Raw genomic sequence first — 15,518 nt, forward strand, 5'->3', positions numbered from 1 at the left:
GGGTTACTCCTGCGCGCGTTGGAGTATTTCTTTGGTGACGGCCTGATAGTCCGCCGCACCGTTGGACTTGGGGTCGTCGTCAAAAATGGTCTTCTGCCGCGAGGTGGCGCGATTGATGGCCGTATTGTTGCGGATGGCGGCGTCGAAGATGGCGTCGCGGAAGAATGTGGATATGGCGGTGCTCATGGATTCGGACAGCTTGGTGCGCTTGTCGATCATCGTGATGAGCGAGCCGATGATATCCAGATCGGGGTTGAAGGATTCCTTGATGAACTCAATGTGGCTCAGGAGCTGCTGCATGCCTTTGAGCGCGAACCAGTCCTCGGACTTAACCGGAATGAGGTAAAAGTCGCTGGCGGCAAGAGCGTTGTTGAGGGCAACGTTGATATTTGGCGGGCAGTCGATAAGGATGTAGTCGTACTGCTCGTGCACCTCGGGCGTGAGCTTGCTCTTGAGGGCGATAAAGGCGTTTTTGGCTTCCACGCCGCCGCTGTCCAGCCCGAACATGTCCATATTACTTGGCACGAGGGAGAGGCGAGGGTAATCACTCTTTTCAGACTGGCGCGGATACTTGGTGGGGAAAATGCACAGCCCCATCTCGGTCTTTTCGTCCCGGATGATGTTGGCAAACGTGAGCGGGTAGTCAAAGGGTGACATGGTGCCAAGGATCAGCGTGGCGTTGTGCTGGGGGTCGGTGTCGATAACCAGAACACGCTGGCCATGGTACTTTGCCAGGCAGTGCGCGATGTTTATGACGCTCGTCGTTTTGGCGACGCCGCCCTTCTGGTTGCAGAACGAGATTACGGTGGCCATGCGGGAATTCCTCTCTTTTTGTATTGATACGGATATGTTCCCCTAAAAAGGGTGAAAGTCAAGGGCTATGCTTTGTCTTGTCAAGCGGTTTTTTGCATGGCTCTATCTTTTCCACTTCATGGGGAAGCTGGGTGGGGGGACTCTCCCCGGTTTGAAGAATCAGTGATTTCGGGATGTTGTGTTCGTGTTTTCGGTACGCAAAATCCGTATTGCTTGAATTTCAGGAAGAATTGCGCGGGGAGCAAAGCGGGGAGAATTTTTCCCGGAAGTCATCCACCATAGGGATAAGGTCGTGGTTTTGTGCCCTTTCGGATCGAGCCTCTCCTGTGGAGAGGCAGGCCAAGCGTACAGGCTGGAGCGCAGCCGTGGTGCACATGTGCCATATGCCATCAATTGGTGAAAAAGCGGTGGCTGGAGACGCGGGCCGAGCCCCGTGCCCGTCGCCAGGATGCCGCCGCGGGAAGACGTGCTGATATACGATGAAGGCCCGTGTTTTGCAGATATTCCGGGCAGGAGGCTTTATGCGATATATTATGAATACGTCTACGGACCCGGCGTTTAACCTTGCGGCGGAAGAGTGGCTGCTCATGAACACGCAGGATGAAGTGTTCATGCTGTGGCGCAATGCCCCCGCGGTGATTGTGGGGCGCAATCAGAATACGCTGGCGCAGATTGATGCAGACTTTGTCCGTGAGCGCGGCATTCCCGTGGTGCGCCGTCTTTCCGGCGGCGGGGCCGTGTTCCATGACCTCGGGAATATCAACTTTACGTTCATATCCAATGATGCCGGGGGCGGCGCGCTGGATTTTCTGCGGTTCACCACCCCCATTGTGGAGGCGCTGGGGCGCATGGGCGTGACGTGCTCTTTTGATGGGCGAAATGATCTTGTCATTGATGGCCGCAAGGTCTCGGGCAATGCCCAGCATATCGCGGGGGGGCGCGTTCTCCATCACGGAACACTGCTGTTTTCCTCGGATGTGACGGACATATCAGGCGCGCTGCGCGTGGACCCTGAAAAGTACAAGGACAAAGCCGTCAAGAGCGTGCGCAAGCGCGTGACGAATATCGCCGACCACCTGCCTGAGCCCATGGATGTGGAAACGAGCATGGCCCGCATTATGGCCGATGTCTCCGGCGGCGGGCAGGATGCTGCGGCTTTGGGCGAAGAGGAGACGCAGGCCATTGAGGCGCTCGCGGACTCGCGGTACCGCTCGTGGGACTGGAACTTCGGCTCCTCGCCCAAATACGGCTTCAGCCGGACGACCAGAACCCCCGGAGGCGTGGTCGAGGCGCATGTGGACGTCCAGTCCGGCGTCATCCGCCGTATCCGTCTGTTTGGGGAATACTTCGGCACCCGCGATGTTGGGCACCTTGAGGCCGAGCTCACTGGATGCCGCCACGACCGGGCTGCACTGGCGCAGGTTTTGGACGGCATTTCTCTGGAGCAGTACATGCTCGGTGTGGACCGGGACACCCTTGTAGGGTGCCTGTTCTAGTGCTTTAGGTTCCCTTTTTCGTGGCGCTTGCGCGCCTGCATCCCCCACCATTACCAAGCGAATTACCGCCCGCCTCCGCGCCCAACTCGGCGCAGGGGCGGGCGTGTTCGTTAGGCGCTGCTTTGTGTGGTTTTGTCTGTGCCACGCGCGAGTTTTGGCGGCGTCCCCGTGGTCTGCCGGGTGTTCCATTCTGGAGCATTGTTCGTCTTCAGGACACCGCCAGGCAGAGGAGAGAATATCCGCTTTTGACGCTTAACTGTCTGAATATGTAGTAAAATTTTCGAATTCCTACCTCGGGCACGCTCCTTGCTCATGTTGAGGAAAGGCATGACATCAAACCCTAGGAGGATAGTATGGACGCGGCAGAAATGGCAGCGATGACGCTGGCGAAAATGCAGAAGGATGCTGGCAATGTGTTTCCGAAGTATCTTGAGTTCACCAAGGAAATTAGCCAGTTCAGTTCCATAGACCACAAGACCCAGGAACTTATTCACGTGGCGTGCTCCATGATGTCGCAGTGCGAGATGTGCATCTCCCTGCATATTCAGGGCGCGGCCAGCAATGGCGCCACCAAGGAAGAAATCATGCAGGCGGCCATGCTTGCTATTTCCATGGGCGGTTCGCCCAAGGTTATGTACATGAAGTACGTCTTTGAGGAACTGGAAGACCTGTTCGACTAGCGGCCCATAAGCCCTCCTCCGGGAGCGTGCGCGATTCTGGACGCGGTCGGGCGTGCCATCCAGCCCACATTTGGCGCGCCGCTTTTCGCCGCACGCGCGCCGCTCCCGGGACACCTTCTGTGAATCATATCGAATGCGGCAGGCACAGTATGCTTCCGGGCCAGTGGAAACACGGGCCCGGAAGCCTTGCGTTGTGGGCCCGTGTCTCTGTACAGATGGCGGAGACAAGACCCTCAGGAGGAATCCATGGATATACAGACCCATCACGGAATTGATCAGGCCCTGTGCGGTGAGCCGCAGGAGATAAGGGACGGCTACAGCCGCGTACGCCTCATCTGCGGCGAGAACATGACCGCAGACACAAGCGGCCTTATTCACGGCGGCTTTATCTTTGGGCTGGCGGATTATGCGGCTATGCTGGCGGTGAATCACCCGAACGTTGTGCTGGGTGCGGCAGAAACGAAGTTTTTGAAGCCCTCGCGTCGTGGGGACGAGCTTATCGCCACAGCGTGCGAGGAAGCGCCGGAGGGCAAGAAGCGGCTGGTCCACGTTGACGTGCACTGCGGCGACGAGTGCGTTTTTACGGGCACGTTCACGTGCTTTGTGCCATCGCGGCACGTTTTGGACGGTAAGTAGGCGCGCCGCCCACCTGCGACCGCTAGCCCGAGTGGGTGGGGGACGCAGAAGGACGGCGCATGGTAGAGAAATAAATGGTCCCTGTCCGGCCCGGCATTGTGCTCGGCTGGGCAGGGTCCTTTTGGAAGAGGGGCTGCGCTAGTCGTTGCCGCCGCCCCAGATGCTGTCGCCGCTTTTTCCGCCAAGGCCGGGGTGCACGTCGAAGCGTACCACGCCAACGGGAATATCGACGGCTTTGGCGATGCGGGCTGCCCCCTCGTGCCCAAAGCCGCCGCACAGCTCGATGGCGCCAATGCCGTCGTGTTCCACCAGATAGCGGGCCAGCGACTCGGCGTGCTTGTAGTTGCTCACGGCGTAGGTCACGAGTTCGATTTCGTCGGTTGTGACGCAGGCTTTGTGCTTGGAGGGGGACCCGCCGGGGGCGATGAATAAAAACGCGGCCTTAAGGGGAGTGCTCATACTGTTCTCCTGTGAGTCGTCTCGGGCGTATGGTATTGGGTGAAGAGTCCATGCCTGCTGGAGAGGGCCATAACGCGTGGCACATCCACGACTTTGGGGCCTTCGGTGCTGAGCACGATGGAGGCGCGGCAGCCGCTGGGAATGTCCACTTCGCGTTCGCCGTCCACTGCGATAAGGCCGGGCGCGGTGCCTATGGCGTAGTGTTCTCCGGGCTGCATGCGGCGCGACTGGCTTACGGCAACCGTGGCGAAGAGTCCCGGCGCGATGGGGGCGGTGACCGTTGCCTCGTCCGCGTGCCCAAGGTCCAGAGCGAGGCCTGCGGGCTCCTCCGGGCGGATGGTCGTCAGCTGTCCGCCAACGGCAGAGAGACCGATGGAGGAGGGATCACACCGGGTGAGGAAGATTTGCGGCACCTTGTCCATATTCCACACCGCCCGTGAGCCGACAAAAATGTCGTCGTAGACGGCGGCGTCCACCAGCGCGATATCCGCGCGCGTTTCATCCAAATAGATATGGAACATGCATGTCGTGGTGCAGCAGTCGACTATGGGAAATGTCCCATTGGCCACGATGCCTGCGGCCAGTCCGGCAATGGTGGCCTCGCCCATGGAGGGGAACACATTGTTGGTGCCGGTGGAGAGGGGCAGGAGCGGCACGTCCACGGTCCCTTTGCACGCCGCGCGGTTGGTGCCGTCGCCGCCGAGGACGACCAGACACCCCGCCCCGCAGTCGTGCATAGCCTTGGCCGCGGAGGTGGTGTCCTGCTGGGAGTTTCGTACAGGCATATCAAGGGCCTGAACGGGGATGGATGGGGAAATGGCGTCCAGCGCGCGGGGGACGGTGCCGTAGGCGTCGGGCATATAGACAATGCGCGACGCGCCCGCCTGCTCAATGCCGAGGATGAGCCGCCGGACCATGCGGATTTTTTCCAGATTGTCGAAGACGCTCCCGTGGGCCACGAGGCGTCGTATATCCTTGCCTGATGCCGGATTTGCCAGAATGCCTACGGTGCTCAAGGCGACTCCTTCGTGCCCAAATGGCAGGCGGGAAGCGGCCGTGGCCGCCTCCCGCTGCGCGAGTTATCGGATGGATTTCACCGCCGAGACGATGTTGTCTGCTCCGGGAATGTAGTGCTGTTCCAGCGGCGGGGAGAAGGGCACGGGGCAGAAGGGTGCGCCAACGCGTTTAATGGGCGCATCCAGATACTCTACGGCTTCCTCGGCCACCATGGCCGCAATCTCTGCGCCGGGCCCGGCAAACTGCACGGCCTCGTGGGCGATGACCAGGGCGTTGGTCTTCTTGACGGATTCGACGATAAGGTCCGTGTCCAGCGGCAGCAGGCAGCGCGGGTCGATGACCTCGGCGCTGATACCGTCCTTTTCCAGCTGGCTTGCGGCTTCAAGGGCCGCATGCACGGTATGGGAGGTGGCGACTATGGTCACATCCGTACCTTCGCGCTTCACATCGCCCTTGCCGATTTCAATGGTGTAGCTCTCGTCCGGAACCTCGCCGGACACGCCGTAGAGGAGCTTGTGTTCCAAGAACACCACGGGATTGTCGTCGCGGATCGCGCTGGTGAGCAGGCCTTTGGCGTCGTAGGGGGTGGAGGGGATGACGACCTTGAGTCCCGGGATATTCATGAACCACGATTCAAGGCACTGCGAGTGCTGCGCGGCCGCGCCGATGCCCGCGCCCTGTGGCATGCGCAGGGTCATGGGGACGGTGGTTTTGCCCCCGAACATAAAGCGCATCTTGGCGGCCTGGTTGAAGAGTTGGTCCATGGACACGCCAATGAAGTCCACAAACATCAGCTCCGCCACCGGACGCAGACCGCACGCGGCCGCGCCGGCGGCCGCGCCGACGATGGTGCTTTCGGTGATGGGGGTGTCCATGACGCGCTCTTTGCCGAAGGCGTCGTACAGGCCCTGCGTTACGCCAAAGCACCCGCCGAACTGTCCAACATCCTCACCCATGATGAACACGTTTTCGTCGTGCTCCATTTCGTGACGCAGCGCGTCGTTCAGTGCCTGCAAATATGTTTTCTCGGCCATTGTCTTGCTCCGTTGGGTCGAATTTTTCGGAAATGCTGACCTTGCGTCTTATGCGTACACGTCGTCCATCAGCGCGGAGGCGGGGGGCAGGGGGCTGTCCTGCGCGAATTTCACGGCCTCTTCGACTTCACCGGCAATGCGGTCTTTAATCTCTGCGGCTTTCTCTGCCGTCAGGGTTTTGCTTTCCACCAGCTTTTGTTCAAAGCGGGGGATAGGATCCTTGGCCATCCATTCTTCCAGCTCTTCGTCGCAGCGGTAGGTGCAGGCGTCGCCCTCAAAGTGGCCGCGCCAGCGGTAGGTTTTGCATTCCACAAGGGAGGGCCCTTCGCCCTTTCTGGCGCGGGCAACGGCCTCGGTGACGGCCTCGTGCACGGCCAGCACGTCATTGCCGTCCACCACAATGCCGGGCATGTCGTAGGCGGCGGCGCGGTCGGCGATGTCGACGACGGCCATGGAACGGCACTGCGGGCACGAGATGCCGTAGCCGTTATTTTCGTTGATGAAGACGAGGGGCAGTTTCCATGCGCTGGCCATATTCAGGGATTCCTGCGTGGTGCCCTGATTGGACGCGCCGTCCCCGAAAAAGCACAGGGCCACGTCGTCGGTATTGCGGTACTTGGCGGCTAGGGCTGCGCCCACGGCCAGTGGCCCCCCCCCGCCAACAATGCCGTTGGCGCCAAGGATGCCAAGGTCAAGGTCGGCAATGTGCATGGAGCCGCCTTTGCCTTTGCAGTAGCCGGTCTGCTTGCCGAAGATTTCGGCCATCATCAGCTTGAGGTCGCCGCCTTTCGCCAGCAGGTGACCATGCCCGCGGTGGGTGCTGGTAATCATGTCCTTGTTGGTCAACGTGGCGCAGGCGCCGGTGGCTACGGCCTCTTCGCCCAGATACAAGTGCACGAAGCCGGGAATTTCACCGGCGGCGAAAAACTCCTGCAGTTTCTGCTCGAAAAACCGAATCCTGTTCATGGTTTCGAACATGTGAACCAATGTTTTCTTGCTGAGAGCCATTGTTGTCGCTCCTTTTTCTCTGATGAATTATTCGGCCTGTGAGGGCGCGGCGCATGCTTCGCAGCCCGGAGCATCCGCTTTGTCCATGTCCACGCTGATGGTGAGGGCGGCGCACGCCACGACAATATTGCTGACCCCGGGCGCAAAGCAGGGAACCTCGATGCCTGCCGCGGTCATGCCGCCAGCAGTGACGGAAACCGAGGCTTCCCCAATGGGGATGACGGCGCGCACAGCCTCGGTGTCAACGCGCTCCGGCGCCGGGACGGCTACTTCCGCATGGACGTACACGCCCTGGAAGGCGTCGCGCCCCCAGATCTCCACAAGACCGCACAGGCAGGTGCGGGACATGGCATCGCGTACGGCGCGCACAGCGGCCTTGGTCATGTCCTCGCCGTGCATGTCTGCGGCGTAGCCGAGTTCGATGGCGAATCGTTTGTGCGGCATGGCGGCCTCCTACATCGTCATGAGGCCGGGGGTTTCCAGCATGTCTGCGAGTTCGCGCAGGAAAGTCATAGCCGGTGCGCCGTCGGTGACCATGTGGTTGAAGGTCAGCGACAGGGTCATCATGCTGCGGATGGCGATTTCTCCGTCTTTTACGGCGGGTTTTTCCACCACGCGGCCAACGCCCAGAATGCCCGTCTCCGGTGGGTTCAGGATGGGGGTGAAGCCGTCCACGCCCAGCATGCTGACGTTGCTGATGGTGAAGGTGCCGCCCGAGATTTCGTCCATGCTCAGGCCGCCTTGACGCGCGCGTGCGGCGGCGTCGCGGACGTGGGTTTTGAGCTCTTCAAGGGTGTAGGTGTCGGCCTCTTTGACGTTGGGGACGATGAGGCCGCTGGGCAGGGAGACGGCAACGCCAAGGTTGACGTGTTCGTGCATGTGGATGCCGTCGTCCTGCAGGGTGGAGTTCATGACTGGATGGCGCTTTAGGGCGCGGCACACGGCGTAGCAGATGATGTCGTTGTAGGAGAGGCGGTAGTCGGGGTTGCGGCGGTTGCGCCCGCGCAGGGTGTCGCGCAGGCGGACCATCTCCGTGACGTCGGCCTCCACAAACACAGTGAGCTGGGCGCTTGTTTGCAGGCTGGCGTGCATGTTGTCTGCAACGATTTTGCGTACGCCTTCCATGGGCACAATGGTGTCCTGCGTGGCAGGCTGCTGCGGGGCTGGCTCGGATGGGGCGGCGGGGTTCATGGCGCGCAGGATGTCGGCCTTGGTAATCTTGCCGCCGTCGCCGGTGCCGGTGATTTGGCTGAGGTCGATGCCCTTTTTGCGGGCAAAGGCGATGGTCTTGGGGCTGGCGTTAATGCCGCCACCTGCGTCGGCCACGGCCTGCACGTCGCGCTTTGTCACCGCGCCGCCCCGGCCTGTTCCGTCAACGGAGGCGAGGTCAACGCCAAGGTCTTCGGCGAGCTTGCGGGCGGCGGGCATGGCGGGGATGAAGCCGTCCTCTCTGGCGGGAGCCTTTTCACTTGCAGGTTCTGCCGCACTTGCGCCAGCGTCGGCGGCTGGAGTCTCGGCAGTGGCCGCGGGCGCCGGCGCGCCGCCGTCTACGCGTTCCGGCGTTTCACCGTCGGCGGCAATGGTGCCCACGGGGGCTTGCACTGCGGCAACGTCGCCCTCGGGAACGATGATTTGAAACAGAATACCACTGGCAGGAGCTTCGACCGAGTTGGTGATCTTGTCAGTCTCCACCTCGAATAGGGGCTCACCTTCGGTGACCGTATCGCCCTCGGCCTTGAGCCACCGGACGATTTTTCCTTCCTTCATGGTCAAGCCCCATTTGGGCATGATCACTTGTTGGGCCATGACGTTCCTCCTGAATATTTTCGTGTCGGTGCCATGACGGATTGCAACGGAGGTGCCACGAAAAGAAAAACTGATATTTCAGAATGTTATGTGAGAGAGGCAGCGTGAAACAACGCCACTTGTTCGGGAACGGGACAACAGAGGAGCCTCCGCAAGTTTGGCGCTGAAAATGATGATAACTTCCCGTAATTTATAAATAATATGGTTCTGATAGGCGGGGAGAGTGTTCCAGAATTGAACACTTGACGAAGGCATTGACTTGTAGGGATGTGAACACGTGCCTGTCGATAACGAGTGACGCTTTCTGACGAAATGGAGGCCATCCATGTATTCGCTTTTCCGGGAAGGTGACAGCTTCGGTATACGTCCCAACACTCCAGATGTGTCGGCGTCGCATGTGGTGACGCCGCCCATGCGCCCACAGCGCCGTGAGCCGGGGGTGGACTACACGAACTGGAAACAGTTCATGGATAAGGGAAAGCTGCCGGATGGGGGGATGGATGCGTCGCTAGTGGATTCATGGCGCCGTTGTCTCGCCCTAGGGGTGGACCCTGCGCCGCGAAGCTGCTGGGACTTCGTCCCCATGAAGCAACTGGAGCGGTTTACCTCTGTTCTCGACAAGGTCAGCCCGGATATTCTCGATACGACCTATTCGGCCATCCAAGGCAAGGATCTGCTCATAACCATCACCAACGCTGAAGGCAGAGTGGCCAGAACATGTGGTGATAAGGACATCCTACGCCGCGCTTACAAGTTGAACTTTGGGCCCGGAGCCAATTGGTCGGAGAAAAGCGTGGGCACCAATGCCATCGGCACGGCCTTAGCTACGGGGCAGCCTATGCAGGTGTTTGGCGAAGAACACTTCTGCCGCAGCCACCACAGCTGGAGTTGCACCGCCGCCCCCATCTACGACCCGCATGGCAGCGTGTGGGGAAGCATCGATATCTCCGGCGAGAAGAGCGCTGACCACTCCATGTCTTTGAGTTTGGTCCTGCAGGCTGCGCGCGCCATGGAACAGCGCCTGTGCCAGTTCTATTGCTCCGAGATTGAGGGCAAGATGACGTCTCTGTTCTCGTCCATGTTCAACTCCGTCATGATGGGCATTGTCACGTTGGACAATACAGGGCGCGTTATCAGTTCCAATACGGTGGCCGAAACCTTGCTGGCCCGCCCCGGCGAAAGTTTGCGCGGGCGGCGGGGCAATACGCTGTTCGACTACGACGCCTACCTTGGCAAGATGAAGTCCGCGTCCATGAACGAGCCTGTTGTCCTGCGGTGCTTTGCCAATCCGGACCTCTTTGTCCGTGCGATACCAATATTTGATGCCAACGGAAGCCTGAACGATACCATCGTCACCGTGAGCGAGGTGCAGCGCCCCCGGGCCCGGGCGGTGCCCATTCATCAGAAAAAGGATGCCCCTGTACCGGGATTTGAAAAGGTGCTGCATACGAGTGCGGCCATGCGCAAGGTGGTGGAGCGCGCCGCCAATGCCGCCAAAACCCCGTCCACCATCCTCCTGAACGGTGAGTCAGGCACGGGCAAGGAGCTGTTCGCGCGGGGCATCCACAAGGCAGGCCCGCGCAGTGCAGGCCCCTTTGTGGCGATCAACTGCGGCGCGTTCTCGGAAGAACTGATCCAGAGCGAACTGTTCGGCTACACAGAAGGGGCGTTTACCGGCGCGGCCAAGAAGGGCCGGGTGGGGAAGTTTGAGGAAGCGCACAAGGGTGTGTTGTTCCTCGATGAAATTTCGGAAATGCCGTTTTCCATGCAGGTCAACTTGCTCCGCGTGCTGGAGGAGCGCGCGGTTACTCCCGTTGGCGGCAATACCCCGCGCAAGGTGGATGTGAAGGTCGTGGCGGCCACCAACAAGGACCTCTGGAGTCTTGTAGAACAGAGGGCGTTCCGAGAGGACCTGTACTATCGGCTGAACGTGGTCCACCTCACCATCCCGGCGCTCCGCCGACGAAACGACGATGTCCTGGTCCTTGTGCGCCACCACCTGCGCCGTCTGTGTACCGAATTCGGCCTTCCAGAGGCGCGGCTTACGCTTGAGGCCGAGCATCTCCTCAAAAGCTACCATTGGCCGGGCAACGTCCGGGAGCTCATCAACTGCCTTGAACACGCCGTCAACAACTTCGCCGGGGACGAACTCACCCCGGACGACCTGCCGCAGTACCTGACAGAGCGTTGTCAGAACGCCAAAGGCCCAACCTGTGAGGCCGACGGCGAATTCCAACTGACCAAGCGCGAAGCCGACACCATCCGCGAAGCCCTCGACTACCATGGCGGCAACATCAGCAAAACCGCCAAAGCCCTCGGCATAGGCCGCAATACCCTCTACGCCAAGATGGAGAAGTTTCGGATAGAGGTGTGATGGGAGCGGGCGTTGCTTTTTTAAGGCGACCCGAAAACCACACGTAAAAACGCCCCCGCATGGATGTCCATGCGGGGGCGCCGTACGTCCGGTGGTCTTGGGTGACCGTGCCCGGGTGTTTGGCGGTTATTTTGCGGGGCTTTCGGACTGGGTCTCGGGGGCGGAGTTGCCGAAGAAGACCGGGATGTCCGTGCTGCCGAGGATGTTGCTGCGCAGCTGCGCCTCGGGGAGCTTGGCCCATTCGGATTTGTTGGAGAAGTAGAAGAACAGGCCGAGGGCGATCCAGATCACGAGGCACCAGCGGGAAGCCACGCCGATGTAGGCCGGGGAGCCGGGGATGAGCAGCAGCGAGATGCACATCACGGCGGTGATGGTGCCCATGGTGCAGGTGAACAGGCGCACGCCTCGGTTGGCTTCAGCCGGGGAGCCCAGCAGCACGCGGCGCGCGGCGAGGCAGGTGAACAGGTACCCCATGCCGGTACCCAGGGAGCTCATGTCTACAATCCATGCGACCACGGAGCGGCCCGCAAAGGGGGTCAGCAGCACGATGGCGATGGTGAACAGAATGGCCTTGTAGGGCGAACGGTACTTGGGGTGAATATCGCCGAACCACTTGGGCAGGATGCCGCCGCGAGCCATGCTGAGGAGCAGGCGCGAGGTGGCGATGTAGAAGCCGTTGATGCCGGTGCATACCGCGCCCATCACGGCGCAGGAGAGGACTACGGCGCCGAATTTGCCAAAGGCCATCTTGGCGACTTCGCCGGTGGCCCATGCGGTGCCGCCAGCGGCGCGCATGGCGTCCATTTTGGCCAGCATCTCGGGGTAGGGAATCACGATGCCGACGGACAGCGTGACAAAGCTGTAGAGCACAACACCGCACAGGATGGCGATGATCATGATGTTCCGCGCTTTGGCCGGATTGAAGCTGAACTCTTCCGCCGCCTGCGGCACGGTGTCAAAGCCAACAAAGAGGAATGGCGAAATGGCGAAGATGAGCAGCACGCATGCCAAGGGCGAGCGGTGGTCCGAGAACAGCGGCGTGAGGTTGCTCAGCTGGGCGCTCTCCATGGAAGCCGTACCCGCGAACAGCGAGATAATGCCCACCGTAAGCAGGAAGGCCAGAACGACCTGCAGTTTACCGGCAAAGCTGATGCCCCGGTAGTTCAGGAATCCAAAAAGCAGGGTTGCGCCGGTCATAAGGAGCACTTCGCCGGTAAACACCTGCCAGCCCGCAATTGAGTAGAGTGGCCCGAATGCAAAGACCCCCGGGAAGAGGAAGCGGAAAATAAGGGCGAGGGCCGCAATATCAATGCAGACAATGGCGATATACCCCAAGACGAGTGCCCAGCCGCAGATGAAGGCGGCGGTGGGACCGTAGCCGACGTAGGCATACGCAAACGCGCCACCAGCAACGGGGGTATATTTGATCATGTAGCTGTAGCATGTGGCGACAAAGCACAGCAGGAGGGCGCCGACAACAAACCCGATCAGGGTTCCCATGATGCCAGCTTCGGGAAGGAACATATCGCCGGGGAGGACGAAACATCCCCAACCAACGATGGAGCCAAGGGCCAAAGCCCAGACCTGAGCCGGGGAAAGGGATTTCTGCAATTCTAACTGTTCATCTTGTGACACGACTATCCTCTCGAAGGCGTCCGGTGTGCGGGCGCCTTGGTCGTTTGGGGCAGGTCCGGGCGTACACGTTGGGGGTGCCGCCGGCTGGTCGCGCCGGGAGGGCGACGGCCTGCCGTAGACGCACAGCGGGTGTACGTCGAGGGTTTGTGTGCCATGCGTCGTGGCGACATACCGCAGGGCGGTGCATGGCGAGCCTCTCACGCAGAGTTGAACAAGCGGGTCTCTACGAGGTCATCACCTTCAGGGAGTCAGCAGATTCGCGAATTGCTTGTGACAAAACCAGCAAGTTGAATGCCAGCACGTGAAAGACTTCACTATCCGTTCAATATCCCGGTATTCTTGTAGAAATTCATGAGCATAATATATGGGCGCCAGGGGGTGCAAAAAGATATTTTCGCAATCGAAAAAAAACTTTCCATTTGCGTAAATTCTTTTCCCGCAGCGGTTCGCGTCTTTGCACTGGGTGAAACATCTGAGTGGCGGCGTTGTGTCGAGGAAAATGAAGAAAAGAGCGGTCTTCGTGGCGATTGCGCGGTACGGGGAGTTTTGCACAAGCATGTCCGGTGAATCGGCACCAAGTTTGCTGTCGCAATGTCGTGACTCATTTCACGAGAACGGGGGGCTCGTCTAGCATTTTTTGAGGCCAGTCTGAGGTGGTTCAGCCCGCGCCACGGCTGGGCTGGGCGGAGTTCTGTGCGCTCGGAGTGCAGGCTGTGTTGCCTGCCCCGCGTTATCTTTGAAGAAACGTCACGCGCAGGATGGTGCCGCGCGAAAGGAGCTTGTTTCGCGCGGCAAAAGAACGGTGCAATTCAGGAGAAACCTTTATGACCGAAGAACGCCGCAAGGCTTTGATTAACGATATTATTGCTGGTGAACTGCGTATGTTTCAGGCCGTGAACAGCCGGGGGCGATCCATATGTCAGGAGCGTCCGGAATCCTTCCGTCTCATGCGTGAAATGACCCACGCTGTGTTGTCCGATGATTTTTTGGTGGCCTACGCCGTGGACGTGCGCCGTGCAGAAGAGGCAGGGCGCAACCTCATGACGGAAAAATACGCGCTGATGGAACGACGCATTCCTCGGCTGAGTACGGACCCGCGCATTGATGTCATCCTCAACGCAGAATGTGCGTGGCGGCGTGAGGTGACCAAGGACTTTCCGCATGTGGTGCAGGCCGATGGCCAGCCAGGCTTTCGCCTGTACCTCGGGTGCGAACTGCAAACCTATTCCGGCGAGAGCCTTGAAGCGTATGAGGCTTGTGTGGAGGACGCCCATGTGGCTGGGCGCAACCTTGTGCGCGAGCGCTACGAGATTTTGATGCGCCAGCTTGGTCATGACAGCTTGGAGGAGTGTGAAGCCCGGTTGGCGGCGGAGTCGTCACGGTGCGCTGATGCCTGAACCGGTTTTCCTTCTCGTCTTCTGCGCGTGGTTTGTGGGTGGGTTCGTCTCGGGCGTCAGCGGCATTGGCGGGGCCATGGTGGCTGTGCCCACGGCCGCGCTCATGATTCCCATGCATGAGCTGGTGCCGCTCAGCTGCATCCTGAACGTGGTTATGGACGGCTGTATTGCGTGCATGCATTTTCGGCACTGCCGGGTGTCGGCGCTGTGGCCCATGCTTGTGGGCTCTCTGCCCGGCGCGCTTATTGGGCTGTTTATCCTGAATGTGGTGTCCGGATCCATGCTGCAAGGCGCGGTTGGGGCGTTGCTTCTTTACTATGTCTATTGGCAGCATTCCTTCCGCGTCACGGGCGAGCGCGGTGAATCGTGGGCGCGTGGCGGCGCTGCGGGGTTTGGCGCGGGCCTCTTGGGCACGGCTATTTCTTTTGATGGTCCGCCTGTTGGGGCCTACGGCCTCTACACTGGCTGGACGCCCCGCGTCTTCCTCGGCACCCTTGGCGTGTTCTTCATCATTCGTGGAAGCATGACCTGTGGCCTGCAGGCGGCGTCCGGGTTGTATACGCCCATCCTTGCGGATTACCTGCTCTACGGCGTCCCCGCCACCATCCTTGGGACGCTGTGCTCGTTCCCCGTGGTCAGCCGCATTAATGTGAGGCTGTTCCGCCGGGTGCTCATGGGCGTCATTGTCCTTGCCGGACTGGTCTGCCTAGGCCGCGCTGTGCTTTGGTAATCTGACCTACTAGGTTAGTCTTCAGACAGATTTTGGGGTACAGTCATCACGATGGAGGCCCTATGAAAGCTGCAGAGAAAGTCGCCCGCCAGCTTATGAGTGTACTTGAGCTTGCAGAGCGCTTGGGAAACGTCAGCGAAGCCTGCCGGCGACGCGGTGTGCATCGTAGTCAATTCTACGAGTACAAGGCGTTTCCAGACTCATGGCCTTGAAGGGCTCAAAGATCTGCCGCCTATTCCGAAGTCCCACCCTTTCACCACCTCCGAGGAGGTGGTCGAGCAAATCTTGGAATTGAGCCTAGCTCATCCTGCTTGGGGGTGCGTTCGCCTTTCCAATCAGCTCAAACTCATCGGTGTTTCGGTGAGCTCCCCTACCATTCAAAACATCTTGATCAAGAATGGCATGGGCACCAAGTACGACCGCTGGCTTAAGC

The 15,518-nt window shown here is 60.0% G+C and carries 14 protein-coding genes and 1 pseudogene; 7 read left to right on the forward strand and 8 right to left on the reverse strand.

The genetic code is table 11. The features are described 5' to 3' along the window. Positions 1-3 precede the first annotated feature (3 nt). Complete coding sequence (locus tag ACYQ2T_RS17995; RefSeq protein WP_459902222.1) at positions 4-813, reverse strand: ParA family protein; 810 nt, start codon at positions 811-813, stop codon at positions 4-6. A 521-nt stretch (positions 814-1,334) separates the two neighbouring features. Here ACYQ2T_RS17995 and lplA point away from each other — a divergent pair. From lplA to ACYQ2T_RS18010, 3 genes are all read left to right on the forward strand, one after another. Next, entirely contained in the window at positions 1,335-2,309 is a 975-nt protein-coding gene (gene lplA / locus ACYQ2T_RS18000) for a lipoate--protein ligase (protein WP_459902223.1), read from the forward strand. Between the two features lie 353 nt (positions 2,310-2,662). Next, the gene (locus ACYQ2T_RS18005; RefSeq protein WP_459902224.1) at positions 2,663-2,989 is read left to right on the forward strand and encodes a carboxymuconolactone decarboxylase family protein; all 327 of its coding nucleotides are present in this window, start codon (positions 2,663-2,665) and stop codon (positions 2,987-2,989) included. Between the two features lie 246 nt (positions 2,990-3,235). Beyond that, positions 3,236-3,625 carry a PaaI family thioesterase gene (locus ACYQ2T_RS18010; RefSeq protein WP_459902225.1) on the forward strand — a complete coding sequence of 130 codons (390 nt, stop codon included), beginning with the start codon at positions 3,236-3,238 and terminating at the stop codon, positions 3,623-3,625. Between the two features lie 138 nt (positions 3,626-3,763). Here ACYQ2T_RS18010 and ACYQ2T_RS18015 read toward each other — a convergent pair whose 3' ends face one another. The 6 genes from ACYQ2T_RS18015 to ACYQ2T_RS18040 all read right to left on the reverse strand — a co-directional run bounded on the left by ACYQ2T_RS18015 (position 3,764) and on the right by ACYQ2T_RS18040 (position 8,949). Then, positions 3,764-4,084 carry a DUF6506 family protein gene (locus tag ACYQ2T_RS18015; RefSeq protein WP_459902226.1) on the reverse strand — a complete coding sequence of 107 codons (321 nt, stop codon included), beginning with the start codon at positions 4,082-4,084 and terminating at the stop codon, positions 3,764-3,766. Then, positions 4,081-5,100 carry an ATP-NAD kinase family protein gene (locus ACYQ2T_RS18020; protein ID WP_459902227.1) on the reverse strand — a complete coding sequence of 340 codons (1,020 nt, stop codon included), beginning with the start codon at positions 5,098-5,100 and terminating at the stop codon, positions 4,081-4,083. The genes ACYQ2T_RS18015 and ACYQ2T_RS18020 overlap by 4 nt, the downstream gene beginning before the upstream one ends. A 63-nt stretch (positions 5,101-5,163) precedes the next feature. Further along, positions 5,164-6,135, reverse strand: a complete 972-nt coding sequence (locus ACYQ2T_RS18025) for an alpha-ketoacid dehydrogenase subunit beta (protein ID WP_459902228.1) — start codon at positions 6,133-6,135, stop codon at positions 5,164-5,166. A gap of 48 nt (positions 6,136-6,183) precedes the next feature. Beyond that, positions 6,184-7,143, reverse strand: coding sequence for a thiamine pyrophosphate-dependent dehydrogenase E1 component subunit alpha (locus ACYQ2T_RS18030; RefSeq protein WP_459902229.1), 960 nt, complete (start codon positions 7,141-7,143; stop codon positions 6,184-6,186). Positions 7,144-7,170: 27 nt separating this feature from the next. Next, a complete protein-coding gene (locus tag ACYQ2T_RS18035) occupies positions 7,171-7,587 on the reverse strand; it encodes a Lin0512 family protein (RefSeq protein ID WP_459902230.1) in 417 nt (138 codons plus the stop codon). Positions 7,588-7,596: 9 nt separating this feature from the next. Continuing rightward, complete coding sequence (locus tag ACYQ2T_RS18040; RefSeq protein ID WP_459902231.1) at positions 7,597-8,949, reverse strand: dihydrolipoamide acetyltransferase family protein; 1,353 nt, start codon at positions 8,947-8,949, stop codon at positions 7,597-7,599. A 325-nt stretch (positions 8,950-9,274) separates the two neighbouring features. Here ACYQ2T_RS18040 and ACYQ2T_RS18045 point away from each other — a divergent pair, with 325 nt between their 5' ends. Continuing rightward, a complete protein-coding gene (locus ACYQ2T_RS18045; RefSeq protein WP_459902232.1) occupies positions 9,275-11,323 on the forward strand; it encodes a sigma-54-dependent Fis family transcriptional regulator in 2,049 nt (682 codons plus the stop codon). 126 nt (positions 11,324-11,449) lie between these two features. Here the strand turns inward: ACYQ2T_RS18045 and ACYQ2T_RS18050 are convergent, their stop codons facing one another. Continuing rightward, entirely contained in the window at positions 11,450-12,934 is a 1,485-nt protein-coding gene (locus ACYQ2T_RS18050) for an APC family permease (RefSeq protein ID WP_459902233.1), read from the reverse strand. 848 nt (positions 12,935-13,782) lie between these two features. On the opposite strand from ACYQ2T_RS18050, the gene ACYQ2T_RS18055 reads away from it, so the two are divergent. The 3 genes and pseudogenes from ACYQ2T_RS18055 to ACYQ2T_RS18065 form a co-directional block, all read left to right on the forward strand. Beyond that, positions 13,783-14,355, forward strand: coding sequence for a DUF4125 family protein (locus ACYQ2T_RS18055; RefSeq protein WP_459902234.1), 573 nt, complete (start codon positions 13,783-13,785; stop codon positions 14,353-14,355). Beyond that, positions 14,348-15,085 (forward strand): sulfite exporter TauE/SafE family protein, encoded by a 738-nt coding sequence (locus ACYQ2T_RS18060; protein WP_459902235.1) that lies wholly within the window; start codon positions 14,348-14,350, stop codon positions 15,083-15,085. Before ACYQ2T_RS18055 ends, ACYQ2T_RS18060 begins: the two co-directional genes overlap by 8 nt. Before the next feature lie 62 nt (positions 15,086-15,147). Continuing rightward, a pseudogene (locus ACYQ2T_RS18065) lies at positions 15,148-15,518 on the forward strand (helix-turn-helix domain-containing protein); the annotation flags it as partial.

It is taken from the genome of Desulfobaculum senezii (assembly GCF_054657395.1).